This window comes from Streptomyces neyagawaensis, assembly GCF_023516595.1.
GTDB classification, from domain to species: Bacteria; Actinomycetota; Actinomycetes; order Streptomycetales; family Streptomycetaceae; genus Streptomyces; species Streptomyces neyagawaensis.
The window spans coordinates 323,802-349,851 of the sequence record NZ_JAMGBG010000011.1 but is presented as its reverse complement, the minus strand read 5'-3'; the positions used below and the strand labels follow the sequence as shown (position 1 = coordinate 349,851).

Annotated in this window: 20 protein-coding genes and 1 pseudogene; 5 read left to right on the top strand and 16 right to left on the bottom strand. The window is 70.0% G+C overall.

Translation table 11 applies throughout. From position 1 onward, the window contains the following. Positions 1-96 precede the first annotated feature (96 nt). Positions 97-726 (top strand): TetR/AcrR family transcriptional regulator, encoded by a 630-nt coding sequence (locus M8J73_RS08065; protein ID WP_055537313.1) that lies wholly within the window; start codon positions 97-99, stop codon positions 724-726. A gap of 25 nt (positions 727-751) precedes the next feature. On the opposite strand, the gene ccrA is transcribed toward M8J73_RS08065, so the two are convergent. From ccrA to M8J73_RS08045, 4 genes are all read right to left on the bottom strand, one after another. Further along, positions 752-2,032, bottom strand: coding sequence for a crotonyl-CoA carboxylase/reductase (gene ccrA / locus M8J73_RS08060; protein ID WP_055537312.1), 1,281 nt, complete (start codon positions 2,030-2,032; stop codon positions 752-754). A gap of 33 nt (positions 2,033-2,065) precedes the next feature. After that, positions 2,066-3,454 (bottom strand): aldehyde dehydrogenase family protein, encoded by a 1,389-nt coding sequence (locus M8J73_RS08055; protein ID WP_055537325.1) that lies wholly within the window; start codon positions 3,452-3,454, stop codon positions 2,066-2,068. A gap of 5 nt (positions 3,455-3,459) precedes the next feature. Further along, a complete protein-coding gene (locus M8J73_RS08050; RefSeq protein ID WP_249828394.1) occupies positions 3,460-5,574 on the bottom strand; it encodes an acetate--CoA ligase family protein in 2,115 nt (704 codons plus the stop codon). 118 nt (positions 5,575-5,692) lie between these two features. After that, positions 5,693-7,066 (bottom strand): aspartate aminotransferase family protein, encoded by a 1,374-nt coding sequence (locus M8J73_RS08045; protein WP_055539703.1) that lies wholly within the window; start codon positions 7,064-7,066, stop codon positions 5,693-5,695. A 672-nt stretch (positions 7,067-7,738) separates the two neighbouring features. On the opposite strand from M8J73_RS08045, the gene M8J73_RS08040 reads away from it, so the two are divergent. Then, positions 7,739-9,184: a family 43 glycosylhydrolase gene (locus M8J73_RS08040; RefSeq protein ID WP_107424004.1), complete on the top strand. Its 1,446-nt coding sequence runs from the start codon at positions 7,739-7,741 to the stop codon at positions 9,182-9,184. Between the two features lie 158 nt (positions 9,185-9,342). On the opposite strand, the gene M8J73_RS08035 is transcribed toward M8J73_RS08040, so the two are convergent. The 9 genes and pseudogenes from M8J73_RS08035 to M8J73_RS07995 all read right to left on the bottom strand — a co-directional run bounded on the left by M8J73_RS08035 (position 9,343) and on the right by M8J73_RS07995 (position 18,189). Continuing rightward, positions 9,343-10,278: an ABC transporter permease gene (locus M8J73_RS08035; protein WP_055539704.1), complete on the bottom strand. Its 936-nt coding sequence runs from the start codon at positions 10,276-10,278 to the stop codon at positions 9,343-9,345. Then, complete coding sequence (locus M8J73_RS08030) at positions 10,275-11,402, bottom strand: ABC transporter permease (RefSeq protein ID WP_055539705.1); 1,128 nt, start codon at positions 11,400-11,402, stop codon at positions 10,275-10,277. Before M8J73_RS08030 ends, M8J73_RS08035 begins: the two co-directional genes overlap by 4 nt. Continuing rightward, positions 11,399-12,103: an ATP-binding cassette domain-containing protein gene (locus tag M8J73_RS08025; protein ID WP_240501380.1), complete on the bottom strand. Its 705-nt coding sequence runs from the start codon at positions 12,101-12,103 to the stop codon at positions 11,399-11,401. The genes M8J73_RS08030 and M8J73_RS08025 overlap by 4 nt, the downstream gene beginning before the upstream one ends. A gap of 407 nt (positions 12,104-12,510) precedes the next feature. Further along, positions 12,511-12,981: pseudogene (locus M8J73_RS08020) on the bottom strand (ATP-binding cassette domain-containing protein); the annotation flags it as partial. Positions 12,982-13,007: 26 nt separating this feature from the next. Next, positions 13,008-14,102 carry a BMP family lipoprotein gene (locus tag M8J73_RS08015; protein ID WP_055539706.1) on the bottom strand — a complete coding sequence of 365 codons (1,095 nt, stop codon included), beginning with the start codon at positions 14,100-14,102 and terminating at the stop codon, positions 13,008-13,010. Positions 14,103-14,223: 121 nt separating this feature from the next. Beyond that, entirely contained in the window at positions 14,224-14,955 is a 732-nt protein-coding gene (gene deoD, locus M8J73_RS08010; RefSeq protein WP_055539707.1) for a purine-nucleoside phosphorylase, read from the bottom strand. After that, positions 14,955-15,704, bottom strand: a complete 750-nt coding sequence (locus tag M8J73_RS08005) for a glutamine amidotransferase (protein ID WP_055539708.1) — start codon at positions 15,702-15,704, stop codon at positions 14,955-14,957. The genes deoD and M8J73_RS08005 overlap by 1 nt, the downstream gene beginning before the upstream one ends. Before the next feature lie 78 nt (positions 15,705-15,782). Beyond that, complete coding sequence (locus M8J73_RS08000; RefSeq protein WP_249828393.1) at positions 15,783-16,835, bottom strand: LacI family DNA-binding transcriptional regulator; 1,053 nt, start codon at positions 16,833-16,835, stop codon at positions 15,783-15,785. Beyond that, positions 16,825-18,189 (bottom strand): amidohydrolase, encoded by a 1,365-nt coding sequence (locus M8J73_RS07995; RefSeq protein WP_055538044.1) that lies wholly within the window; start codon positions 18,187-18,189, stop codon positions 16,825-16,827. Before M8J73_RS07995 ends, M8J73_RS08000 begins: the two co-directional genes overlap by 11 nt. A 552-nt stretch (positions 18,190-18,741) precedes the next feature. Between M8J73_RS07995 and M8J73_RS07990 the strand changes: the two genes are divergently transcribed. Beyond that, entirely contained in the window at positions 18,742-21,690 is a 2,949-nt protein-coding gene (locus tag M8J73_RS07990; protein ID WP_055538043.1) for an esterase-like activity of phytase family protein, read from the top strand. 130 nt (positions 21,691-21,820) lie between these two features. Here M8J73_RS07990 and M8J73_RS07985 read toward each other — a convergent pair whose 3' ends face one another. Further along, positions 21,821-22,969, bottom strand: coding sequence for a LacI family DNA-binding transcriptional regulator (locus M8J73_RS07985; protein ID WP_249828392.1), 1,149 nt, complete (start codon positions 22,967-22,969; stop codon positions 21,821-21,823). A gap of 210 nt (positions 22,970-23,179) precedes the next feature. On the opposite strand from M8J73_RS07985, the gene M8J73_RS07980 reads away from it, so the two are divergent. Beyond that, positions 23,180-23,626: an ATP-binding protein gene (locus M8J73_RS07980; protein WP_055538041.1), complete on the top strand. Its 447-nt coding sequence runs from the start codon at positions 23,180-23,182 to the stop codon at positions 23,624-23,626. 139 nt (positions 23,627-23,765) lie between these two features. On the opposite strand, the gene M8J73_RS07975 is transcribed toward M8J73_RS07980, so the two are convergent. After that, the gene (locus M8J73_RS07975; RefSeq protein ID WP_055538040.1) at positions 23,766-24,011 is read right to left on the bottom strand and encodes a DUF5133 domain-containing protein; all 246 of its coding nucleotides are present in this window, start codon (positions 24,009-24,011) and stop codon (positions 23,766-23,768) included. 292 nt (positions 24,012-24,303) lie between these two features. Here M8J73_RS07975 and M8J73_RS07970 point away from each other — a divergent pair, with 292 nt between their 5' ends. Further along, the gene (locus tag M8J73_RS07970; RefSeq protein WP_055538039.1) at positions 24,304-24,909 is read left to right on the top strand and encodes a dihydrofolate reductase family protein; all 606 of its coding nucleotides are present in this window, start codon (positions 24,304-24,306) and stop codon (positions 24,907-24,909) included. A gap of 81 nt (positions 24,910-24,990) precedes the next feature. Here M8J73_RS07970 and M8J73_RS07965 read toward each other — a convergent pair whose 3' ends face one another. Beyond that, complete coding sequence (locus M8J73_RS07965) at positions 24,991-26,016, bottom strand: alpha/beta hydrolase (protein ID WP_055538038.1); 1,026 nt, start codon at positions 26,014-26,016, stop codon at positions 24,991-24,993. Positions 26,017-26,050: the final 34 nt, after the last annotated feature.

The window sequence follows — 26,050 nt, the reverse complement described above, 5'->3', positions numbered from 1 at the left end:
CGTCCACGGCCCCTACTAAACGTTCATACGAAAGCTTGGGGGCGGTAGGCTGGCAGGTGAGGGGGTCCGACGGGCCCGTCCAGCGGGAGGGCGAGAATGCCACGAGGCAGATTCGCGACGGAACAGGACGACGGCAGGCGTGTCCGGCGTGTCGCGTCCGAGACCGAGGACCGGCGGAACCAGATCCTGCGCGCCGCCGCCGACGTCATCAGCGAACGGGGCTTCGCCGACACCCGCATCGCCCAGATCGCCGACCGGGTCGGGGTCAGCGGTGCCACCATCATCTACCACTTCCGCACGCTCGACCGCCTGCTGGTGGAGGCTCTCAAGCACGCGGAGGAACACTTCTACGCCTCCGCCGAGCAGGTTGTCGCCGACGGCGCCACCCCCGAGGAACGCCTGCGGCGCCTGGTCGAGTGGGTCTTCTCCGCGGAGCACGACAACCCCCAGCTCTGGGCTCTGTGGCTCGACACCTGGTCGCAGGCGACGCGCCATGAAGAGGTGGCGGCAACCCGTGCGGCACAGGACGAACGGTGGCGGGCCATGATCGCCGACATCGTCCGTGAGCTTCCGCTCGAACCGGAAGACGTCGAGCGCTTTTCCGTGGGGTTCGGCGCCTTCATCGACGGGCTCACCATCCAAGTCGCCCTCGACGACCCGAGCATGACACCCAAGTTCGCGTGCGAGCTGGCCCTGTCCTATGCGAAGGCCGCACTCGGACGGTGAGTCACGTGCGGTGCTCCCGCTCCCGTCAGGACGCGCCCGTACCGGGCCCCGGGGCACCGACGAGGGCGACGACATTGCCGAAGACATCCTCCCCACGCCCCATCGCCGCGTGCGCCGCGGGGAGTTCGGTGAAGGCGATGGTACGTCCGAGGCAGGGATCGATCTTCCCGTCACGGACGAGGTCGTTGTAGGCGACGGCCTGGGCGTCGTTGGTGCCGTGTGAGCCCTGCAGACGCTTCTGCCTCGTCCAGTGGTAGCGCAGGTCGACGACGGCGTCGTATCCGGTGGTTCCCGCGCAGATGACGACCATGCCGCCCGGCCGGCAGACGAGGACGCTGGTGGGGATGGTGGCCGCGCCGGGATGCTCGAAGACGATCGCGGGATCCTTTCGCTCACCGACGATGTCCCAGAGCCGCTTGCCGAAACGTCGTGCCTCGGCGGTCCACTCCTTCTGACCGGCCGTGTCGTCGACGAGGGGCGGGATGCCCCAGTGGGTGAAGTCCCTGCGGTCGATCCAGCCGACGGCGCCGTGGCGTTCGCTGTACTTGCCGCGTTCCTCGTCCGAGACAACGGCCACCGGCGTGGCCCCGGCGAGCCGGGCGAGCTGCGACGCCTGGGTTCCCAGACCGCCCGAGCCGCCCCAGACGAGCACGACGTCGCCCTCCTGGACGGTGTTGCCGGCCCAGCCGTGCAGCATGCGGTAGGCGGTGGTGCCCACGAGTGTGGGTGCGGCGGCCTGTTCCCAGGTCAGGTGGTCGGCCTTCGGGAGCACCTGGTGGGCCTGGACGCGGGCGAACTGGCCGAACGACCCGTAGTTCGTGTCGTAGCCCCAGATCCGGGCGCTGGGCGCGATCATCTGGTCGCGGCCCTCGGTGATCCAGGGGTCGTCCGCGTCCCACCATCCCGGGTGGATGACCACGTGGTCGCCGACGGTGATGCCGGTGACCTGGTCGCCGACGGCGTAGACGATGCCGGAGGCGTCGGAACCCCCGACGTGGAAGTCCTCCGTCTCGCCGCGCTTCTGTCGGGTGCCGATCTGGTCGACGGGGTAACCGCGGGCGGCCCAGACGTTGTTGTAGTTGACGCCGGCGGCCATGACGGCGACGAGTACCTCGTCCGGTCCGATGGCCGGGGTGGGTACGAGTTCGGGCCGGAACGCCTGGGCCGGGTCACCGTAGCGGTCGGGTCGTACGACCTGCGCGTGCATGTGCGTCGGCACCTGGCCCAAGGGGGGAAGGCTGCCGATGTCGACCGATGACAGGCCGGGAGTGGATACGGAACGCCGGTCGGCGTCTGTGGTGCTCATGTGCTGCCTCTCCGAAGGAAATGCCGGGGCGGGTCAGAGGAGTTGGATGGCCTTGGTCTCCAGGAACTCCTCAAGGCCGTAGCGACCGAGTTCGCGGCCGTTCCCGGACTGCTTGTAGCCGCCGAAGGGCGCCGCGATGTTGAACTCGGCGCCGTTGACGTCCACTTGTCCGGTGCGAAGTCGCCGCGCGATCGCCAGGCCGCTTTCCGCGGTCGCGGCCCAGACGCCGCCGTGCAGCCCGTAGGGGCTGTCGTTGGCGAGCGTGATCGCCTCGTCGAGGGTGTCGTAGGAGAGGATCGCCAGCACCGGGCCGAAGATCTCTTCCTGGGCGATGGTCATCTCCGGGGTCACGTCGCCGAAGACGGTCACCTTGGCGTAGTTGCCGTCCGGCCGGTCGTCGGGATGCCCGAGTCCACCGGTGATCAGTGTCGCTCCGGCGTCCAGCCCGGCCGCGATGTGGGACTGCACGCGGTCGTACTGGTCGCGAGACACCAGCGGGCCCAGCTCGGGCTGGATCTCGGCGGCGACACGGGCGGCGATCCGGGCGACGTCGTCCCTCGCGGACCGCGGGACGATGAGGCGGGTCCAGGCGTTGCAGCACTGCCCGGAGTTGGTCATGCAGTACCGCACGGTCGCGGTGACCGCCTGCTCCAGGTCCGCGTCGGGCGTGACCAGGCTGGCCGACTTGCCTCCGAGTTCGAGTGCGACCCGTTTGACGGTCGCGGCGGCGGCCTGGCCGACGAGGGCGCCCGCGCGGGTCGATCCGGTGAAGGAGACCATGTCCACGTCGGGATGACGGCTCATCGCGTCCCCCACGACGGGACCGGTGCCGAAGACCAGGTTGAACACGCCCGCGGGGAAGCCCGCTTCGTCGAGGAGTTCGGTGAAGCGGAAGGTCGCCAGGGGCGTCAGCTCGGCCGGCTTGGCCACGACCGTGCATCCCGCGGCCAGGGCCGGGACGATTTTGGCGACGAGCTGGTAGAGCGGGTAGTTCCAGGGCAGGATCGCGGCGACCACGCCGATCGGCTCCCGGACGACGAGCGAGTTCCCGATGCGCTCCTCGTCGGGTTCGTGGGCGAGCCCGGCCACGTAGTCGTCGATGATGGCGATGGGTGTGCCGACATGCTCGCTCAGCGCGAACGCCTGCGGTGCGCCCATCTCCGTCTCGACGAGCCGGGCCAGCTCCCCGGCATGTGAGCGGAGGAGCTCGCCCAGCGCGCCGAGCAGCCGGGCCCGTTCGGCCCGTGGTGTGGCCGCCCAGCCGGGGAAGGCCGAACGGGCGGCGGCGACGGCCGCGTCGACGTCGGCGGCGCCGCCGACGGGCGCCGAACCCACGACGAGGTGGGTGGCCGGGTCGATGACGGGTGTCCGGTCCGTGGTCGTCGGCGGGCACCAGCGGCCGTTGATGTAGTGGCACTTGATGTCGGTCATGGTGAGTCCTCGTCGGGGGAAGCGTCGGCCGTGAGCACGATCAGTGCGTCGACCGCTCGGGCCCCGCCGTCCGGAGCGCAGACGACGGGGTTGATGTCGATCTCGCCGATGCGTGGCGCGCCGCGCGCCAGGGCGTCCATGGCCAGCAGCGCTCCGGCCAGCGGCGACTGCCATGTCTCGAGCCCGGCCCGGCTGACCATGAGCCGCACCAGCTCGGGGGTGAGAGGGCCGACGAAGGTGACCGGTGTGGTGCTCTCGACCTCGGTGCCGCCACGGCCCAGGGCGTAGACAGGCCCCCAGACCGGATCGCGCACCATGCCGCAGAACACCTCAAGGCCCGGGGCGATCTGTTCGGCCACGAGCACGCGGCCGGCCAGTCGCGTCGCGGCGTCGGACACCGCCTCGGGGCCGTTGAGGTTGAGCATGACGCCACCCGCGCGTGCCTTGTGGGCCGGGCCGTCCGTCTTGACGACCACCGGGAACCCGAGCGTCCTCGCCGCCTCGACGGCGTCGTCGGGCGACTCGGCGAGGAGGCGCCGGGCGAAGGCGACGCCGTTGCCTTCCAGCAGCGCCGAGGAGTCGAACTCGGAGAGCGGACCCGCGGGCAGCCCGGCCAGTGCGCCGGCGATGCCGGCCGTGCGAGGGGGTGGCACCGCCGCGTCCGGCAGGCCCGCTCCCGGGGACCAGGCGGCGGCGCGGGCGATGGCCGTCAGACCTGATCCGATGCCCTTGAGCAGGCAGACGTCATGCTCGGCGGCATAGCGTGCGAGGGCTTCGGGAGGGTCGGTGTGATGCACCGTCGTCACCGCGGTGAAGGTGTTCGTACGACGGCCCGCGTCGGCCAGGGCGCGCACGACCGCGCCGCACCACGTCTGCTCGGTCTCGCCCCGGTGGCGGGACAGGTCGACCTGCCCGATCAGGAGGTCGTACGCACCGGCGTCGGCCAGCGCTTCGATCGCGGCCGAGAACGCGGCCACCGGTTCGGCGATCGCCCACGGGTCGAGCGGGTTGTCCGTCGGCAGCAGCGGATGGTCGGCGCGCAGCCGCCGCTGGATCGACTCCGGGAGAGCGGGAAAGGTCAGCCCGTTGCGCTCGGCGTGATCACCCAGTAGGGCCGCTTCGGCTCCGGACTCGGTGACCGCGCCGATCCTTCCTCCGGTGGGCCGGCGTGCGGTCGAGAACACACCGAGGAGTTCGATCATCTCCGGCAGGTCGTCCACCTGGAGGACACCGTGGGAGCGCAGCACGGCGGAGAAGGCCGCGTGCGACCCGACGATCGCGCCGGTGTGGGCGAGGGCGGCACGGCGAGCCTGTTCGCTGCGCCCGATCTTCAGGCACACCACGGGCTTGCCCGCCTCGGCCGCGACGCGCAGGGCCTGGCGGAAGGCATGGGGCCGCCGCACCGTCTCCAGGAACAGCCCGATCACCCTGGTCGCCGGATCGGCCGCGAAGTGGGCGACCCAGTCCGCGGCGTCACGGTTGAGTTCCGCGCCGCAGGAGACGACTCCGCTGAAGCCGTAGCGCGGGCCGAGCGCGAGGAACGCGTCGGCTATGGAGCCCGACTGGCTCACGATCGCGACCGAGCCCGGCAGGAAGGACGCGGGGATGGTCCCGAGCCAGGCCGAGGGCGAATCCGGGCTGGCCGAGCCCATGCAGTTGGGGCCGAGGACCGCGGCTGCGAAGTCCTCGGCGATCCGGTGCAACTCCCGTACGGCGGCCGGGCCGTCGGCTCCGGATTCGACACCGAGACCGGGGACCACGAACGACCGCACGCCGAGCGCGAGAGCGTCCCGCATACTCGCCGCGACGGTCGCCGGGCCCACCGCGAGCACGGCGAGTTCGGGTGGTGCCGGCAACGCCGCCAGCGACGGGACACACGGCAGTCCGGCCACTTCGGAGTTGTTCGGATGGATGCCTACGGCCTCGGCCGAGCCCCGTCGGACGTTGGCGGCAAGTTGGAGGTTGCGCCGTGACGCGCCGACCAGCGCGACCGACCGTGGCGCGAGGATGGCGCGCAGGCCGCTGGTACGCAGCGCGTCGCGGGGTGCGTCGGTCGGTGGCTGGGTGCGGGGCGGCGTTGCGGGTCGGGCGGTGGGCTGCGCACTGCTCATGGTTCTCCCGTCCGTTCCTCGTCGGGAAGTGGGCGACCGAAGGACTCGGCGGGTCGGGCGAGATCGGCTGGGGTTCGACAGCGCCCAAGGGGGCGCGCCGAACCGCGCAGCGGAGCGCTCAGCGCGACACCGACGCCACGAAGGTGCGGAAGTTCCGCGCGAACAGATCGATGTCCGCCTGGTCGTGCTGCGCGGACAGCAGCCACTGCTCGACCTTGCCCCACGGCGGCAGGAACGCCCCTCCGTTGTGCTGCACCAGCCAGTGCGCGTGGCTGTAGCGGTCGTCGACGCCGAGGAAGTCGCGGAAGTCACGGACCCGCTCCGGCTTGAAGATGACGCACCCCTTCGCGCCGACACTGACGACGTTCCACTGCACACCCGCGTCCGCGACGGTCTGCTCCATCTGCTGTTGCAGAGAGGCGGAGAGGCGGTCGAGGCGGGCGTACGTCTCGTCGGTCAGCACCTCGGCGAGGGTAGCGCGGGCGGCGGCCATGGCCAGGGGGTTGCCGTTGAAGGTGCCGACCTGCTCGTAACGGCCGTCGACGATCGCGCCCATGACCTCGGCGGTACCACCGATCGCGGCGACCGAGACGCCGCCGCCCAGGGCCTTGGCCAGGCACACGATGTCCGGTACGACGCCGTAGCGGGCCGTCGCCCCACCGGGTCCGGTGGTGAATCCGGTCTTGACCTCGTCGAAGGTCAGCAGTGCGCCGTGCTGGTGGAGCAGGGTGCGCAGGCCGTCCAGGTAGCCCGGGTCGGGAGGGATGATGCCCGCGTTCATCATGACCGGCTCAAGGATCATGCCGGCGATCCGGCCGCGGTGCTCGTCGAGTGCCCGCTCGACCGCGGACAGGTCGTTGAAGGGGACGATCACGGCCAGATCGGTGATCGCCTGCGGGATGCCGCCGTTGGCGGTCACGCGGTTCGGGCGCTCACGGCTGCCGATCTGTTCGGCGGCGGGCATCACCGAGACCTGCACCGAGTCGTGGTGGCCGTGGTATCCGCCTTCGAGCTTCAGGTACATGTCCCGGCCGGTCACGGCGCGCATCAGATGGATCGCGTCCATGGTGGACTCGGTGCCGGAGTTACCGAAGCGCCACAGCGGGAGGCCGAAGCGGCGCGACAGTTCCCGGCCGACCCAGATGGCGTCCTCGGTCGGCTGGGCGAAGTGGGTGCCTCGGCGGACCCGGTCGGAGACCGCCACGACGATGGCCGGGTGCGCGTGGCCGGCGATCGACGCGCCGTAGCCGCCGTGCATGTCGACGTACTCGTTGCCGTCGACGTCGTACACCTTCGACCCGGCGCCGTGGCTCATCCAGACCGCCTGCGGCTTGGCGATCTGCCAGCTCGACGTCGCGCCTCCGGCGAGGTACCGGCTGGCTTCCTCGACCAGCTCCGCGCTGCGCGGCTGGCGCTTCAGAAAGATTTCCTGCTGCTCGGCGATCACCTCGTCGACGGTGTCGACGCGGGGTGAGTTCTGGGCTTGGGACATGGGTGTACCTGACCTTCCCACGCATCTACTAAACGTTCATTTAGGAGTGTGGGAGCGGGTGGATGCGCGTGTCAAGGACCGCCTGCGACACCGCCGTCATAGCGGGGCGCGAACCGGTCGCCGTCGTCGGCGTCGGAAGCCAGGCCCCGAGTGTGCGAGCGCTGGACGGCGACTTGGAGTGCAGCACACCCCGCGACCCCACTCCCGCGGTCGCCGCGCGACTCGGTCTCACCTCGCCGTCTGCAGGCCCAGCACGGGGGCCGGTTGGGAACGCAGGGTGACAGCGGGGGGCTGCGGTCAGCCGTCGAAAGGGGCGGATCCGCCAGTGAACGGCGACATCGTCACGGGGTTGTTTGGACTCAGTAGCGGGTGGTCGGCGGCGTTCGGGATATCGGTTTCGTTCGCCCCATTGACGGGGTCCTTGGGTCGCCTTTACGTTTCGTCCGCAGTTCCGCACATTGTTCGTATTGTCGAACGGGATGCAACGTGGTCCACCTCGGCGGCGACTACGCCCGCATCTCGTCAACGCCTCCACCGGCAAGGTACTGGGCGTCGCCGACCGCGGCACGCCACCGGCACCGACGTACGCCGGTGGAGCTGGCTCAGCACCAACTGCCAGCAGTGGCGGCTCGTCCCCACGACCGCCTGATCCCGAAGGGCCGCAACACAAACATGAGACACCTCGCCAGACGGGTTCTGGTGGCCGCGGCGGCCGCGCTCGCCGTGCTCACCACCGTGTCCAACCCCGCCCAGGCCGCCGCGCCCGCGTCGCCCGCCGTGACGTTCACCAACCCGATCGCGCTCCAACGCGCCGACCCGCACATCTTCAAGCACACCGACGGCTTCTACTACTTCACCGCCACCGTCCCCGCCTACGACAAGATCGTGATGCGCCGGGCCACCACCCTCCAGGGCCTTGCCACGGCCCCGGAGACCACGATCTGGACCAAGCACGCCAGCGGTGAGATGGGCGCCCACATCTGGGCCCCGGAGATCCACTTCATCGACGGCAAGTGGTACATCTACTTCACGGCCGGCTGGTCCAACGACATCTGGAGGATCCGCCCGTACGTCCTGGAGACCAGCGCCGCCAACCCGCTCACCGGCACCTGGACCGAGAAGGGCAGGATCAGCCTGCCCATGGACACCTTCTCGCTGGACGCCACCACCTTCACCCACAACGGCACCCGCTACCTCAGCTGGGCCCAGGAAGACCCGGCACTCGGCCGCGGCACGAACCTGTACTTGGCGAAGATGGCCAACCCCTGGACCATCAGCGGCAGCCCGGTGATGATCTCCAAGCCCGAGTACGCCTGGGAGAAGGCCAACGCCACTGTCAACGAGGGCCCGGCCGTCCTCGAGAAGAACGGCAAGGTCTTCATGACCTACTCGGCCAGCGCCACCAACGCCAACTACTGCCTCGGCCTGCTCACCGCCGACGCCACCGCCGACCTGCTGAACCCGGCCTCCTGGAGCAAGACCCCCACGCCGGTCTTCAAGAGCAACGACAAGACCAGCCAGTACGGGCCCGGCCACAACTCCTTCACGGTCTCCGAGGACGGAAAGTCGGACATCCTCGTCTACCACGACCGCGACTACAAGGACATCGTCGGCGACGCGCTCAAGGACCCCAACCGCCGCACCCGCTACCAGAAGATCTACTGGAACGCCGACGGCACACCCAACTTCGGCATCCCCGTCGCCGACGGCGTCACCCCCGTCCGCTTCTCCTCGTACAACTACCCGGACAGGTTCATCCGGCACTGGGAGTTCCGGGCCAAGACCGAGGCCAACGTCACCGAACTCGCCGACTCGCAGTTCCGTGTCGTCCCCGGCCTGGCCGGCAACGGCACCGTCTCCCTCGAATCGGCCAACTTCCCCGGCTACTACCTGCGCCACAAGAACAACGAGGTGTGGGTGGAGAAGGACGACGGCACCACCCTGTTCGACAACGACGCCTCGTTCCACGAGCGGGCCGGTCTCGCCGATCCCGCGGCCGTGTCGTACGAGTCGTACAACTTCCCCGGCCGGTACATCCGCCACTACAACCACCTGCTCTACACCCAGCCGGTGACCACCACCCTCGGCCGACAGGACGCCACCTTCTACAAGGAGTAGCCCCTCGGCCGGACGCACCGATCGGGCTCCGCGAGGAACGAAGCGATCAGTGAGCCACCGGCGCGCCACCTCAGGGCGGCGCGCCGGTGGCTCACTGTCATGAAGCGGTGCCCAGATGCGGCGCTCCAGCTCGGAGCCGAGTATCTGAACGAGTCCAGTCAGAGCGACGCCGGAGCCACCTGCCCCACGCCCCGGCGTTTGCGGCGCCATGCGTACAGCGCGAGTGCGACGAGCGTCATGGCGTACGGGATCGTCGATACCAGCTGGGGCGGCACGTCGAGCGTGCCGAGCTGTACGGCCAGGGCCTCCGCCGCGCCGAAGCCGAGGGCGGCGAGGAAGACGCCCCAGGGGCGCAGGCCGCCGAGGAATACCGCCGCCAGGGCGATGAAGCCGCGGCCGGCCGTCATGTCCCGTACGAAGAAGGAGACGTAGCCCATGCTGAGGAAGACCCCGGCGAGTCCGGCGAGCGCGCCGCTGAGGGCGAGGCCGGCGTACTGGACGCGCCGTACCGGGATACCGACGGACGCGGCGGCGTCCGGCATCTCCCCGACCGCGCGCAGGTGAAAGCCGAAGGTCGTGCGGTAGAACAGCCAGGCGACGAACGGAGCGGTCAGGAAGGCCAGCCAGGTGATCAGGTTCTGCCCGCTGAGCACGTCCCCGAGTACCGGGATGCTCTCGATGCCGGGTAGGGGGACGGTCGGCAGGGTGCCGCTGTCAAGGCCGGAGGTGCCGCCCTTGTCGCCCAGGAGGGTGTAGACGGCGTAGGCGGTGGCGCCGGAGGCGAGGAGGTTGAGGCCGATGCCCGCGATGATCGCGTCGGCTCCGAGTTCCAGGCGCAGCGCGGCGAGCAGCAGGCCGAGGAGTGTGGCCACGGTGATCCCGCTCAGGGCTCCCAGGGCCACGGAGCCGCTGTAGCCTGCGACGAGCGCGCCCGTGCAGGCGGCGGCCAGCATCTGGCCCTCCAGGGCGATGTTGCTGATGCCGGCGCGTTCGGCGACCAGTCCGCCGAAGGCGGCGAGCAGGTACGGCGTGGAGACCCGCAGCGCGGCTGCCAGGAAGGCACTGCTCAGGACGACGTCGAAGCCGGAACTCATCGGGCGCCCACCTGCTTGTGTGCCGCCTGCTTCCGGGCGATCCGGCGTTTGAGCAGGTCCGGCAGGGCCTGTGCGGTGACCAGGAGCACGATGACCGCCTGGATGACGACGACGATCTCGGTGCCGACGTCGGTCTGCTGTTCCATGATGTCTCCCCCGGCGCGCAGGTAGGAGTAGAAGAGGCCGGCGATCACGACGACCAGCGGGTTGTTCCGGGCGAGCAGGGCCACCACGATCCCCTCGAAGGCGAGGCTTCCGGCGAGGCCGGGTTCGAGGCGGCCGTAGACGCCCTGGACGAGATGGGCTCCGGCGAGGCCCGCGACGGCGCCACCGATGACGAAGCTCCACTCGATGGCGCGGGGCACCCGGATGCCGCCGTACTCGGCGAAGTCGGAGTTGGCTCCGGTCATCCGGATGCGGTAGCCGAGCGGGGTGCGGGTGATGAGCAGCCACAGCGCGGCGGCGGTGAGCAGCATCAGGACGAGGCCGACGTTGGACCGGCCGAGCGGGATGCCGAACCAGTCGGTCAGCGGGGTGAGTACGGAGTCCGGCTGGACGCGCTCGGAGTATACGGCGCTGCTGCCGGGCTCCTTCAGCGGACCGTTGACCAGGTAGTCGTAGACGCGCACGACGATGGCGTTGAGCATCAGTGTCGCCACGATCTCGTTGGCGCCGAGGCGCGCCTTCATGGATCCTGGCACGAAGCCCATGCCCGCACCCGCTGCCGCCGCGGCGACGAGCGGGACGATCACGGCGGCGACCGGCGGCAACGGGAGGAAGATCGCGACGACGGCGGCCGCCAAGGCACCGGCGTACAGCTGGCTCTCGGCGCCCAGGCTGATCTGGCGGGCACGGAAGGGGATGGCGACCGACAGGCCGAGCAGGGTGAGCGTGGTGGCGTCCTCCAGCCAGCGGCCGACCCGGAAGGAGCGCTCCAGCGGCCCGGTGAGCAGGGCCTCGTACGCCGCGACCGGATCCTTGCCGGTGGCGAGGATGACGAGGAAGCCGACGGCGAGGGCGGCGAGGACGGTGGCCAGGGTCATGCTGAGGTCGACGGCCAGGCCGCGGCGCCGGGTCGCCCGGTACTCCCGGCGGTCCTCGGTCTCGACGAGGGTGCTGGTCATGGGGTGGGCTCCTCACCGGCGGCGAGACCCGCCGTCAGGTGCTCGTCGTCGTGGTGTTCGACACCGAGCATGTAGAGGCCGACGTGCTTCTCGGTCAGGCCGGTCGTGTCGTCGAACCTACCGACGAGCAGGCCGTCCTTGAGGACCAGCAACCGGTCCGAGAGCGCGAGCAGTTCGGTCAGGTCGGCGGAGATCAGCAGGACGGCGGCGCCGTTGTCCCGCGCGGCGACGAGACGCTCGTACATGAAGCGCATGGCGCCGACGTCGACCCCGCGGGTGACCTGGGAGGCGATCAACAGCCGGGGTCCGGCGGAGAGTTCGCGGGCGACGATCACCTTCTGCATGTTGCCGCCGGACAGTGCGCGCATGGGGACGGACGGGTCGGGGGTGCGGATCGCGTACTGGTCGATGAGCTGCTCGGCGTGGGCGCGCACCGCCTTCGGGCGCAGGACGCCGCGTCGGGCGAGGGGCGGGCGGTCATGGCGGTCGACGACGAGGTTGTCGGCGATCGACTCGTCCAGGGCGGCGCCGTTGCGCAACCGGTCCTCCGGGACGTATCCCACTCCGGCCCTGCGGTGACCGACGACGCCGAGGCCCGCGGTGACGGTGCCGCCGACGTGGATCGTGCCGGAGGTGGGGCTGCGCAACCCCGCCAGGATCTCGGCGAGTTCGCTCTGTCCATTGCCCTCGATGCCGGCCACGCCGACGATCTCCCCGGCTGCGACGTCGAAGGAGAGGCGGCGCAGCGACTGGCCCGTGGGCGCCGCGTATCCCAGCCTCCGTACACGGAGGGTGACGTCGCCCCGGCGGGCCGGGACCCGTTCGACGTCCAGGGACAGGTCGCGGCCATCATCGCGGCCAGGGAGCGCTCGGTGGCGTCGGCGGTGGGGACGGTGCCCACCAGGGAGCCGGCGCGCATCACGCTGACCTGGTCGCTGATCTCCCGTACCTCGCGCAGCTTGTGCGAGATGAACAGCACCGTCATCCCGCCGTCGCGCAGCCGTCGTACGGCGGCGAACAGGTCCTCGGTCTCCTGAGGGGTGAGTACGGCGGTCGGCTCGTCCAGGATCAGCACCTTCGCCCGGCGGTGCAGCGCCTTGAGGATCTCGGTGCGCTGACGCATCCCGACGGACACCTCGTCGATGCGCGCCTTGGGGTCGACGGCGAGTCCGGCCTCCTCGGCGAGCCGGGCGGTGGTGTCGACCGCCGCCCTCGCGTCGACCAGGCCGCGGCGGCCGGGCTCGACGCCGAGGACGACGTTCTGGGCGACGGTGAAGGAGGGCACCAGCATGAGGTTCTGGTGCACCATGCCCACGCCGAGCGCGATCGCCGAGGCCGGGCCGCGCAGGGTGCGCGGCCGTCCGCCGATCAGGATCTCGCCGGACGAGGGCTGCTCCAGGCCGTAGAACATCTTCATCAGCGTGGACTTGCCCGCGCCGTTCTCACCGACCACCGCCCGGATCTCACCGGGTGGGACCGTCAGGTCCACCCCGCGGACCGCGCGCACCCCGTTGCCGTAGGTCTTCGTCACCGCTCGGGCGGCGACGGCCGGACCTGCGGCGTGCCATGACTCGTTCATCGTCGGGACCGTTTCAATTCGTGTGGCTAGAGGGCGCTCGGGACCTTGACGGAGCCGGACTTCACCTGGTCGGCGGCCGCCTCCAGCTCGGTACGGATCTTCTCGGGCACCAACTCCTTGAAGTGGTCGTCGTTCACGTAGCCGACGGCGTCCTCGGCAAGGCCGACGGTCTCGACGGCGCCGTACTTCAGGGAACCCTTCTGGTCGTCCTGCGCCGCCTTGTACAGGGCGTTGCCGACGTTCTTGAGGATGGAGGTGACGACGGTGTCCTTCTGCGCCGGGTCGGTGAGGGTCTGGTACTGGTCGGAGTCGACTCCGAAGGCGTAGCGCTTCGCCGCGACCGCGGACTCGAAGGTGCCGAGCCCGGAGAGCCCGGCGACCGGCCACACCAGCGCGGCACCCTGGCCGTACATGGCGTTGGAGATCTCCTTGCCCTTGGCCGGGTCACCGAAGGGCTTGTCGCCGCCGACGTACTGCACGAGGACGTTGGAGCCCTTGCCGCCGGCCGCCTTGAATCCGGACTTGAATCCGACGACGAAGTCCTCGATGAGGGGGATCTTCACGCCACCCATGACGCCGGCCTTCTTGAGGGATTCGGCTCCCTTCAGGGATTTGGCGACGATGAGCTTCTCGGCGAGGAATCCCGCGAGATATCCGCCCTCGTTCTGCTTGAAGGTCACGGAGTACACGTTCTCGCACTTGTTGGAGCAGGTGCCGTTCTTGCCGCTGTAGTCGACAGGCGCGTCGAACACCCAGAACTTCTTGTCCGGGTACTGCGGGGCGAGATCGCCGATGTAGTCGGTGACGTCGAAGGTGCCGGCGGCGAGGATGTCGTAGTCGTCGGCGGCGGCCGCATCCTCGAAACCGGGCTCCCACTTGGTGCGGTCCGAGCCCAGTTCCACCACCTTGAGCTCGTAGCCGAGGTCCTTCGCGGCGCGCTTCAGACCCTCGTGGGCGGAATCGAAGAACGACTTGTCGCCCAGACCGCCGTTGATCACCAGTTTGACGCGGGGCTTGCCGGAGGCTTCCGCCGAGCCGGAATCCCCGTCCGACGCACCGCATGCGACGAGTACGAGCATTCCCGCCACCAGCGCCGCGGCGGCGCTCTTTCTCTTCCTCATCTGCTTTCTCCTGATCATGTGTGGGCCGGTTCGGGGTGTGAGTGATTACGTTGAACACTAAGAAGTGCAAAACGTTTTGGCTACGATGTCCTGTTTCTGTTTGATATCTGGAGCAAGAAATTCAGTCGGCGAGCAGGGCGTCGGCCGCTATGCGCACGGCCCGTGCGAAGCACGTCTCCCGTTCGGCGGCGGTGAGCTGCTCACCGGTGCGGAGGTGGTCCGTCGCGGTCAGAACGGCGAGTGCCTCCCCGCCCTCGTTGGCGGCGACGGCGTAGAGCCCCGCGGCCTCCATCTCCACAGCGAGGGTGCCCCTGCGTTCCAGCGTGTTGAAGACGGCGGGCCTGTCCAGGTAGAAGTGGTCGGTGCTGAACACCGGTCCGATGCGCACGGCTCCCCCGTCGTCCGGCCGCTCCTGTTCCGCGGCCCGAACGGCGGCGCCCAGCAGCCGATGGGACGGGGTCAGGGAGAGTGTGACGCCGCAGTCGGGCAGCCGACCGACCTGCGAGTCGGTGTGCGCGGCGGAGGCGATCACCACGTCCCGCAGCGCCACCCCCGCCGGGATCGCTCCCGCCGTACCGACCCGGGCGATCCTGTGCACCCCGTAGTGGCGCAGCAGTTCGGTCGCGTAGATCGACACCGACGGGATGCCCATGCCGGAGGCGAGGACCGACATGGGCTCGCCCCGGTGGGTGCCGGTGTAGCCGAGGATTCCGCGCACCTCGGTGACGAGCCGGGCGCCCTCCAGGAACGTCTCGGCGATCCGGCGCGCACGGCGCGGGTCGCCCGGCATCAGCACGAGGGGGGCGAAGTCGCCGGGCGCGGCGGCGATATGCGGTGTGCCGTGGGCGGGCATCACAGCTCCGCTCCGGCGAGCCAGCGCACGAGCCGGTCCCACAGCTCGGCATAGCCCTCCCATTCCAGGAACGGCGGCGGGGCCCAGTGCGGCGCGACATCGGAGGTGAACGCCGCCGACCTGCCCGCGCCGTGCCCACCGACGACGAGCAGCGGATGCCCGGCGCACTCGGCCAGCAGGGACGCCTCCGGCCGTACGGTGACCTCGTTGAGTCCGAGCAGCGAGGGCCAGAGCCGCCCCAGCCCTCGTACGACGGCGTGATCGGCCACCACTTCGGCCACGGCCCCGGCCGGGAGCTCCACCCGGTCGTCCCGGTCGACCATCACCACCGGCAGGGCGTCGGCCAGTGGTGTACGCCCCCAGCGTGCGCGGGCGTCGATGCCGCTGAAGGTCAGATAACCGCCGATCATCAGCACCCCGCCGCCCTGCTCCACGAAGGCCCGGATCAGCTCGGAACGGTCGGGACTCGGGATGGACCGACCGAAGGTCTGCGGCGGCAACTGGAAGCTGTTGGCTCCGACATCGCTGATGACCACGACGTCGTACGCGTCGAAGCCGTCCTCGGAGTCCGGGACCCGGGTGGCTATCTCGTGCGCGGGGACGTACGTCACCTCGTGCCCGCGCGAGCGCAGCGCCTCGAGGAAGACGTCGCCACCCTCGGTGTACTCCGCGGTGTGGAAGGCGTCGAAGCCTTTCTGATGGACCGTGTACGTGAACCAGGACTCGCCGACGACGAGGACTCTGGGCATGGTGACATCGCCTTTCGTAAGGGGGATTTGGGCACAGGGGTGGTGCGACACCGGGTCCTGCGGCACGGGCGGGAGGGATCAGCCGGCGGCGGGCGCCGTGCTGCCGCGCACCTTGAGGGTGACGGGGAGGGTGTGACGGGAGGCGGGCGGGACCTCGCCCCGGGAGACGTACTGGAGGAGCTGCGCGGTGGCGGTGCGGCCCACGTCGTAGGCCGGCTGATGGACGGTGGTCAGGGGCGGGTTGATCTGGGAGGCGGCTCGGATGTCGTCGAAACCGACCACGGAGACGTCCCCGGGAACCGAGAGTCCGGCTTCGGTGAGGGCGGCGAGGGCACCGAAGGCCATCAGGTCGTTGGCCGCGAAGACGGCCGTGCAGTCCAGGCCGCCCTCCTCGAGCAGTTTGGCCACCAGGCGATAGCCGGAAGCCTCCTTGAAGTCGCCGACGCGTTCGACGACGTGACCACGGAAGGCCCGCACGAAGCCGGCGGCGCGTGCGACACCGCTGCGCAGCGCGCGCGGACCGGTCAGCATCAGCACCCGGCGGTGGCCGAGCTCCCGCAGATGCTCGCCGACCAGCCGCCCGCCCGCCTCATGGTCGGCGGTGGCGATGAGGGCACGTTCGAGGCCGTCGACCTCCTCGTCGGCGAGCGCGATGGGGAACTTGCCCATCAGGGCCTCCAGCCGCCGGCGCGAGGGCGAGGACCCCGAGGCGTACACCATGCCGTCGACGAACCGGCTGCGGATCAAGCCGAGGTAGCTGTCCTCGCGCTCGGCGTCGAACTCGGTGTTGCACAGGATCAGCCCGTACCCCAGGTCGTGGGCGGCGTCCTCGGCGCCCTTGGCCAGCTCGGCGAAGAAGGCGTTGCTGATGTCGGGGATGAGCAGGCCGATGACGGAGGTGGAGCCGGCCTGGAGGCTGCGGGCCAGCGAGGCCGGGACGTAGCCGAGCCGGTTGACGACGCTGCGGACACGGGCGGCGGTCTGTTCGTTGACCGGCCGGTTGCCGCTGAGGACATGGGAGACGGTGGTGGGGCTGACCCCCGCGGCGGCGGCCACGTCCTTGATGGAGGCGGGCCTGCGCACCGCCGGCCGATCGTCGGCTCTGTGCTGCCCGTGCGACTCACGGGTCATAGTGCTGCACCACCCTTCCGTGGGAGGTGTCGAGGATCCGCGCCACCCGGGAATCGGCCTCCGCCAGCACCTCGGGCTCGTCCACGGTCAGCAGGTGTCCGTCACGCATGAGAACCCGGCCGTCGACCACGACCGTGCGTACATCGCTCGCGCGGGCGCTGTAGACGAGCGCGGCGCGCGGGTCGTGCAGAGGACGGCAGTGCGAGCCCGAGAGATCGGTGAGCACGATGTCGGCGCGCATGCCCGGCTCCAGCGCCCCGATCCGGTCCTGTAGACCGAGGGCACGGGCCCCGCCGCGTGTCGCCAGGCGCAGGGTGTCGGAGACCGTCATCCAGGTGGCGTCCCGCACCGCCTGCTTCTGGGTGAGGGCGACCAGCCGCAGCGCCTCCCACACGTCGAGCGTGTTGTGTCCGGCGGCCCCGTCGGTGCCGACCGCGACCGTGACTCCGGCGTCGAGCAGGCCCCGCACCGGGGTGAGCGGGGACAGCGCGTGCTTGAGGTACACCTTGGGACAGCAGGCCACGGCGGTCCGTTCGGCATGCCGGGCCAGCAGCGGCAGGTCCTGTTCGACGATGCCGCAGCCATGGGCGATGAGGGCGCCCGCGTCCAGGACCCCGGTCTCGTGCAGTACCCGGATCGGTGTGGCGCCGCGCCGCGCGAGGCTGGACTCGGTCTGCTCCAGGTGTTCGGCGGCGTGGATGTGCAGACGTAGCCCGAGTCGCCGGGCGTGTCCGGCGAGGGCCCTCAGGTCCGTGTCGTCGACGGTGTACGGGGCGTGCGGCCCGAGCGAGACGGTGACCCTGCCCTCGGCGGCTCCGTGCCAGGTCTCCGCGAACCGCACGGTGGTGTCCAGGGCCGCCTGGCCGCGGCTGCTGAAGTAGGTGGGCGCGATGTCGGCCCGCAGGCCGGTCTCGGCGACCGCCTCCGCGATCCGCTCGGGGAAGAAGTAGTGGTCGGCGAAGGTGGTGACCCCGGCGCGGATCATCTCGGCACAGGCCAGCAGCGCGCCGACGTGGACGTCGGCGGGGGTGAGGTTGCTCTCCATCGGCCAGACGCGGTCGTTGAACCAGCCTTCCACCGTCACGTCCTCGGCGGCGCCCCGCATCAGCACCATCGGGCTGTGCGTGTGCGCGTTGACCAGGCCCGGTACCGCGAGCAGGCCCCGCCCGTCGATCACCTCGGCGGCGTCGCCCGAATGCAGGCCGCCGGTCGGCCGTACCTCCTGGATACGCCCGTCCACCACGACGATGTCGTGCGACCGGAGGACCTCGCACTCGCCCTCCGCCGGAACGCGCAGCACATCGCACCCGGACACCACAAGGCCACCCGGCAGGGCGGCTGCTCTCACGCTCATGGAGCACAAACTAGGCATGCAAAACGTTTTGCACAACTGCCTTTTACTGCCCATTTCGGACGACACTGCTGCGGCGTGACGGCGACCATGCTGATCAGGAGGGCAGCGGGAAACCCGCCGCCCAGGACGAGGACGAGCCCGCGGCCAGGGGGATGCGCTCCCGGGCACCTCGACGCCGGTGGTGCGGGCACGCATGGCGAACTGCCGCCGAGCCGATGGATGTCCGCGGATCGGCGGTTGTGCAAAGGGCTTTGGATACCTAGCTTGTGCGCCAGGAACGAGCGGGCGTCCGCGCCGGACCCGAGCCGAACGGCCGACCGGTACGGCCCGCCCGGCCGACGGCGTACCCGCCGTCTCGCTCCGGCGCCCGTTCCGTCGGGCCGCTGAGCGGCCCACCCACACCCCAGCCGACACAGTCCGCCCCGGTCAACCGCCGAGGGCTGGGCCCGCCCTTGCCTGTCTCGGCACGTCACCCCCGCACGACCACCTCTCGGACAGAGTGGAAGGATCGCCATGCGACACAGACTTCGAACGCGTCGTAGACGCACGCTCGTGGCCGGTTCCACCGCAGCCCTGCTCCTCGGCGGGGTGGCCGTCGCCGGCGGGTTCGCCGCGGAGCCCGGTGGTACCGATGCCGTCGAGCAGCACGGCATACGGTTGCTGGACACCCTGACCGTGCCGGCCGGGACGAGCGAGTTCGGTATGCCCTTCGGGGGGTTGTCCGGCATCGACTACGACAGCAAGTCCGACACGTACGTCGCCCTCAGCGACGACCGCTCGGAGAACGGCAAGGCCCGCTTCTACACCCTGCGACTGCCGCTGGACGGGACCGAGTTCGCGCACGACGAGCCCGACCTCGACGGCCTCACGGTGCTGGACGACACCACCGGTGACCCCTTCGCGGCCAAGCAGGTCGACCCCGAGGCGATCCGCTGGACACCGGGCGGCAAGAGCCTGCTGTGGACCAGCGAGGGTGCCTCCTCGTCCGGACAGCCCGCCTTCGTCCGCGAGGCGAGCACCTCCGGCGGCTATGAACGTGAACTGCCGCTGCCCACGGCGTACGCGCCGGTGAAGTCCGCCTCCGGAACGCTCATTTCGGGCGTCCGCAACAACCAGGCCCTGGAAGGTCTGACCCTCTCCCCGGACGGCAGCAAGGCCGTCACCGTCGCGGAGAACGCCCTCGTCCAGGACGGCCCAGCGGCAGGTCTGACGGCCAAGAGCCCGTCCCGGCTGCTGGTGACGGACCGTGAAACCGGAGCCGTCGAGGCCGAGCACGTCTACGAGGTCGACCCGATCTCCGACGCGCCCACCGCACCGCTGCCCGCTCCCGTCGGCACCTACTCCGCGGACCGGGGCGTCTCCGAGATCCTCGCGATCAACGAGACCGACTACATCACCGTCGAGCGGTCCTTCGCCTCCGGAGTCGGCTTCTCCATCCGCCTGTACTGGACGAGCACCATCGGTGCCACCGATGTCGGCGGCGAGGACGAACTGTCCGGCTCGGACAAGCCGATGGCGAAGAAGCTGCTGTACGACTTCACCACCACCGGTACCGACGCCGACAACGTCGAGGGCATCACCTGGGGCCCGACCCTGCCCGACGGCTCCCGCTCCCTCGTCCTCGTCGCCGACGACAACTTCGGCTTCAACGGCAGCGTCACCAAGTTCCACCTGCTCTCCGTCCGCCCCGGGCTGCTCGCCGCCCACACCCCGGACGTCAACGGCGACAACGCCGTGAACGGCAAGGACCTGGCGGCCCTTCACGGCGCCGGCCCGGCCGGTGACCTCGACGGCAACGGCCGCACGGACGGCAAGGACATCAAGCTCTGGACGTCGTACACCCACGACTTCCCCACCGCGCCGAAGCCCGCACGGACCGTCGACGTCCAGCTGCTGTCCTTCAACGACTTCCACGGCAACCTGGAACCTCCCACCGGGCGGGACGCCAACCTCGGCTCCAAGCTGGACCCGAAGTCCACCACGGTCGGTGGCGTCGAGTACCTCGCCGGCAGGCTGAACCAGCTCCGTGAGGGCACCGAGGGCTCGCTCACCGTGGCCGCGGGCGATGTCATCGGCGCCAGCCCCTTCCTCTCCGGACTGTTCCACGACGAACCGACCGTCGAGTCCATGGAGAAGCTGCACCTGGACGCCACCAGTGTCGGCAACCACGAGTTCGACGAGGGCACCGAGGAACTGCTGCGCATGCAGCACGGCGGCTGCCACCCGGAGGACGGCTGCTACATCAAGGACGAGCCGTACGACGGTGCCGCGTTCCCCTGGCTCGCCGCCAACGTCGTCGACCGCACCACCGGTGAACCACTCCTCGCCCCCACCTGGACCAAGAAGGTCGACGGGGTCAAGATCGGCTTCATCGGCATGACCCTGGAGGGGACCCCCGAGGCCACCGGCCAGTCGGGCATCAAGTCCGTGCGCTTCCTGGACGAGGTCCAGACCGCCAACGCGGCCGCGAGGAAGCTGCGCGGGCAGGGTGTCGAGGCGATCGTGGTCCTGCTGCACGAGGGCGGCATCCAGGCCGGCAGCTACGGCCAGTGCGACGGGATCTCCGGGCCGATCGTCGACATCGCGAAGAACCTGGACCCGGCGATCGACGCCGTGGTCACCGGCCACACCCACCAGCCGTACATCTGCTCGCTGCCCGACCCGGCGGGCAAGCCGCGCATGGTCACCTCGGCCTCCTCCTTCGGCCGGGTGGTCACCGAGACCCGGCTGACCGTCGACCGCCGTACCGGCGACGTCGTACGCGACCGGGTGGCAGCGATGAACCACCTCGTCACTCGCACCGGCACCAAGGACGCCGACCAGACCGAGGTCATCGCCAAGTGGAAGGCTCTCTCCGCGCCACTGGCCAACCGGGTCGTCGGCAGCATCACCTCCGACATCACCCGCTCCGAGACCCGCGACGCCGAGTCCGACCTGGCGAACCTGGTCGCCGACGCCCAGCTCGCGGCTACCTCGGCCGCCGACAAGGGCGGGGCCCAGATCGCGCTGATGAACCCGGGCGGGGTCAGGGCGGACCTGGTGTACGCCACCTCGACGGGCGGCGAGGCATCCGGTGAGATCACCTACGCCGAGGCGTTCGCCGTGCAGCCCTTCTCCGGGTCCCTGGTGACCGTGGACCTGACCGGAGCGCAGATCGAGAAGATCCTGGAGGAGCAGTTCAACAACTCCGGCACCCGGGCGCCCACGCTCATCCTCGGAGTCTCCAGGGGCCTGACCTACTCCTACTCCCGCGGCGGCCCGGTCGGCGACCGCATCGACCCGGCGTCGATCAAGCTCAACGGTGAGACCCTGAAGCCGGACACCACGTACCGGGTGGCCGCCAACACCTTCCTCGCGGCGGGCGGGGACGGCTTCACCACCTTCGCCCAGGGCAAGAACACCATCGGCGGCGGTGACGACATCGCGGCCCTGACCGAGTACCTCACGGCCAGCAGCCCGGTCACCCCTCCCGGGACCGACCGCGTCACCGAACTCCCGTGACAGCACGCCGGAGTTGTCGTCAGGGCTTCATGGGCCGTGGGCCTGGGCGACGGCGGCGCCAGGCGGACCGGTGAAGGACCTGAGCAGGGCGGGCCGAGCGGCCCGCCCTGCGGCTGCGCGTCCGAACGCGTCAGGAGGCGGGCGGCGCCGTGCTTTCCCTGACTTTCAGTTGGACAGGCAGAGTGTGCCTGGCCGAGGGCGGTACCTGGTGCCGTGCGACGTACTGGAGAAGCTGTGTGGTCGCGGTGTGTCCCACGTCGTACGCGGGTTGATGCACAGTCGTCAGGGGTGGGAAGACCAGCGAGGCTGCCCTGATGTCGTCGAAACCCGCCAGCGACACGTCCTGCGGCACGGACAGGCCTGCCTCGCGGAGTGCGGCGAGGGCCCCGATGGCCATCAGGTCATTACCGGCGAACACAGCTGTCTGTTCGAGGCGGCCGGTCGCGAGAGCTTCCTTCATCAGGCGGTACCCGGATTCTTCCTTGAAGTCGCCGACTCGTTCGACCACCTCGCCTTCGAATGCCTCCTTGAACCCGGAGCCGCGCGCGCCACTGCTCCTGAGGTCGCTGGGGCCGGTCAGCATCAGCGCACGACGATGGCCGAGTGTCCGCAGGTGCTCTCCGACCAGGCGTCCCCCACCCTCGTGATCGGCCGTCGTGATGAGGGTGGCGCCGAGCCCTTCCACCTCCTCGTCGGCAAGGGCAATGGGGAACTGGCCCACCAGGGCGTCCAGCCGCTGTCGGGACGGCGGCGAGCCGGCCGCATAGACCACGCCGTCGACGAAGCGGCTGCGGATCAGACCCAGGTAGCGGTCCTCCCTGTCACTGTCGAACTCCGTGTTGCACAGAATGACGCCGTAGCCGAGATGATGCGCGGCGTCCTCGACGCCCTTGGCGAGCTCGGCGAAGAACGTGTTGCTGATGTCGGGGATCAGGAGGCCGATCACCGAAGTGGAACCTGCCTGGAGGCCGCGCGCCAGGGAGGCCGGCACATACCCGAGGCGGCTCACCACACTGCGGACCCGGGTGGCTGTCTGCTCGTTGACCGGCCGGTTCCCGCTGAGCACATGGGAGACCGTCGTCGGACTGACACCGGCCGCGGCCGCCACGTCCTTGATGGACGCGGGCCGGCGTCCGTCGGCCCGCCTCGGCGCGGCATTCTGTGGGGTCATGGTGATGCACCGCCCACCCTGTCCGGCTGAGCCGGTGGCCCCTTGCTCACACAAGTGAGCGTAATCATCTGCCGACGCTCCGCACAACGAAAGCGCCTCGGAGGACATCGGAGGACTCTTTCGCCTCGATCTTCCTGCTTCCATGCAAAACCTTTTGGGTGTTGTGCAAAACGTTTTGGAAACCTAGCGTCGAAATCGAAGTCGAAAGGCGATGGTCCCGAAAGGTGAACCGGACGGCCCCCGGTCGGATCACCAGACGCTCGGCCCCCTGGCCGTCACAGCCGCCCAAACGCACGACCGAATGCTTGCGAGAACGCCATGACATCCCTGACCTGCGTTGCATCTCCGGAAGCTGCCCCGTTCGAGAGCGTATGGCTGCTGGCGACCGCGACAGCGGCCCCCGCCATGGCCCGGCGACACGTCGCGGAGCAACTCCAGAACTGGAACCTCAAGGCCCTGATCAGCGATGTCGCCTTGATCGTCTCCGAGCTGGTCACCAATGCGATCACGCACGGGGGCGGCCCCGTTCGGCACTCACTGCGCCTGACGCCTCTCCCGGACCGCGCGACGAGCCTCAGGGTCGAGGTCGTCGACAGCGGGCGCGGGTGGGACGGCCCCGCTCCTCGCAGCCCCTTCGCCGATGCCGACCAGTGCCACGGTCGAGGGCTCCACCTGGTCGACGCGCTGGCGGCGGAGTGGGGGCACGAGGTGCTGAACGACGGCCACACCGTATGGGCCGACCTCGCCGTCCCCGCAGCGGCGTGAACGACCACGAACCTCGCCCGAGGCCGCCGGGTAGGCCCGGCGGCCCCTCGACGGGAGGCCTGGTCGACGCCCGTCACCGCCATCTGGTCGGACGCACCGGAGTGACCGCGCTCTTGAGCACGGCACAGCGGAATCCGGCTCAGGCGGCCAGCGTCTCTTCCTCGTGGGAGCGGCTCCCGTGGCGCGCGCTGTACTGGTCGAGCAGTTCGTCGGCGGCGATCAGAGCCTGCTTGGCGGTGTGAGCTCCGGTCATCACGCACAGCGTGTACGTGGCGTCCTCAAGAGCCCGGCTGGTACGGCCGGTGGGGAGCACGTCATGCTCGATACGTGCCGAAGCGAACCGGGCCAGCGCGGCCCGCAGTTCCTTCTCCGCAGGAATGATCACTTGATACCTCTCCCTCCAAGCCCGTCCCCGCAGTCCGACCGACCGCACCGCGAGGAACTGGCTGCCACCTTCACGCTCCGGCACCACGGCTCACCACCGTGTACACCGAGGGCTTTCAAGTGCCCCGTCCTGGCCCGCATATGCCGCGGTGACCTCCTCCCCCGCCGCAATGCCGCGGCCACGACCCGATCGGCTGCAGCGTCATGGGTTTCTCATTTCTCCCCAGCGCGGCCGATGAGTTTGTGGCGCCCGGCCGGTCCAAGCTGGTGACACCCCAGGAAAGGACACGGCCATGTCGGAGCTTCTCGTCGACTTCATCACTTCCCTCGACGGCTACGCATCGGGAGAGGGTTGGCCCGGGTTCTGGGGCCTCGAGGGCCCGGAGTACCTCGCGTGGCTCGGCGAGCAGCCCGAGGTCACGTACCTGATGGGAGCGAACACCTACCGCCTGATGTCGGGCTTCGCCGCAGGCGAGGTCCCGAAGGGGCAAGACGAGTTCAGGCCCGAAGAGGAGGCGTCCGTCGACGAGCTCACGCAAGCGTCCAAGGTGGTGTTCTCCTCGTCACTCGAGGAGCCCCTGACGTGGGCCAACTCCACGCTCGTCCGCGACGACGCCGTCGAGGCGGTCCGCGCCATGAAGTCGAGCGGCTCGGGGATCCTCAGCACGATCGGCAGCCTCAGCCTGTGCCGGTCCTTGCTGCGAGCCGGACTCGTCGACCGCTTCCGGGTCGTGATGTTCCCGGTGATCACCGGGGCCACGGGCGAGGAACGCATCTACGACGGCTATCCGGACGTCGCCCTCGAGATGATCGACCACCGCACCTTCGACGGCCGCACCCAGCTGGTCGAGTACAAGCCCCGCGTGCTCGAGCACCCGCCGCTTGTCGTCCCCGCGTGACATCGCCCCCCGCGTGACGTCGCCCCGCCTGCCCTGGCGCAACAGCCATCCAGCGCCTCGGGGTTGGACCGGCGGCGGTGGTCATACGTCATGCTCCTTCCCGTCGGCGTCGGCGTCGGCGTCGATGTCGGCGTCGGCAGGGACGGGCCGGAGGCCGAGAGCCCTGCGAAGCGCTCGGAACCGTACCGTCCACATGTGGCGTGCCGCCTCCGCGTCGGGCGCGTAGTGCTCCGCGGCGTGATAGACGCCGGGGTAGATGTGCAGTTCCGTGGAGACGCCGGCGGTGAGGAGGCGTTGTGCCAGGGCGATGTCCTCGTCCCGGAAGGCATCGGCGGTTCCCACGTCGATGAACGTCGGCGGCAAGCCTGCCAGGTCCTCCGCGTGCAGCGGAGCGGCGTATCCGTCTGGCTGCTGCCCGGCGAGGAACCACTCCCAGGCCTCGACGTTGGTCCTTCGGTCCCACACACCGATCTCCGTCACCTCGTGGGAGGACGGCGTGGTGTGGCGGTGGTCCACCATGGGGTAGAGGGCCATGACGTAGGAGAGCGCGGGCCCTGCGAGGTCACGCGCCTTGAGGGCGGCGGCGAGGGCCAGGTTGCCGCCCGCGCTCCCCCCGAAGATCGCCAACCTTCCCGGGTCGAAGTGCAGCGACGTCGCGTTGTCGCCCATCCAGCGGAGTGCGGCGTAGCAGTCGTCGACCTGTGCGGGGTGCGGATGTTCAGGCGCCTTGCGGTAGCCGGTGGAGACGACGAGCACCCCGAGTTCCTCGCAGATCTTCACGGCTGTCGTGTGCTCGTAGTCGAGGTCTCCGAGGCACATGCCGCCGCCGTGAATGAAGAAGACGGCGGGCGAGTCGGGCCGGAGCCGTTCGGGCCGGTAGAGGCGTACGGGCACGTCTGCACCCCCCGCCGGGCCAGGCACCCGTCTCTCTTCCGTGGTGCACGTCTGTGCCGCCTTGACCGCCTCGACCAGCTGGGCGGCGTGCAGGGCGTCGATGCGCCTCCGTTCCGCCAGGTCCTCGATGGCGTACACCCCGCCGGGGTAGTTCCCGAGGAGCTCTTCCAACGGTCCCCGTAGCTCAGGATCAAGGCTGTCGAGCTGACTCATCTTTGCAGCGACCTCTCTGTCGGATGCGAATGGT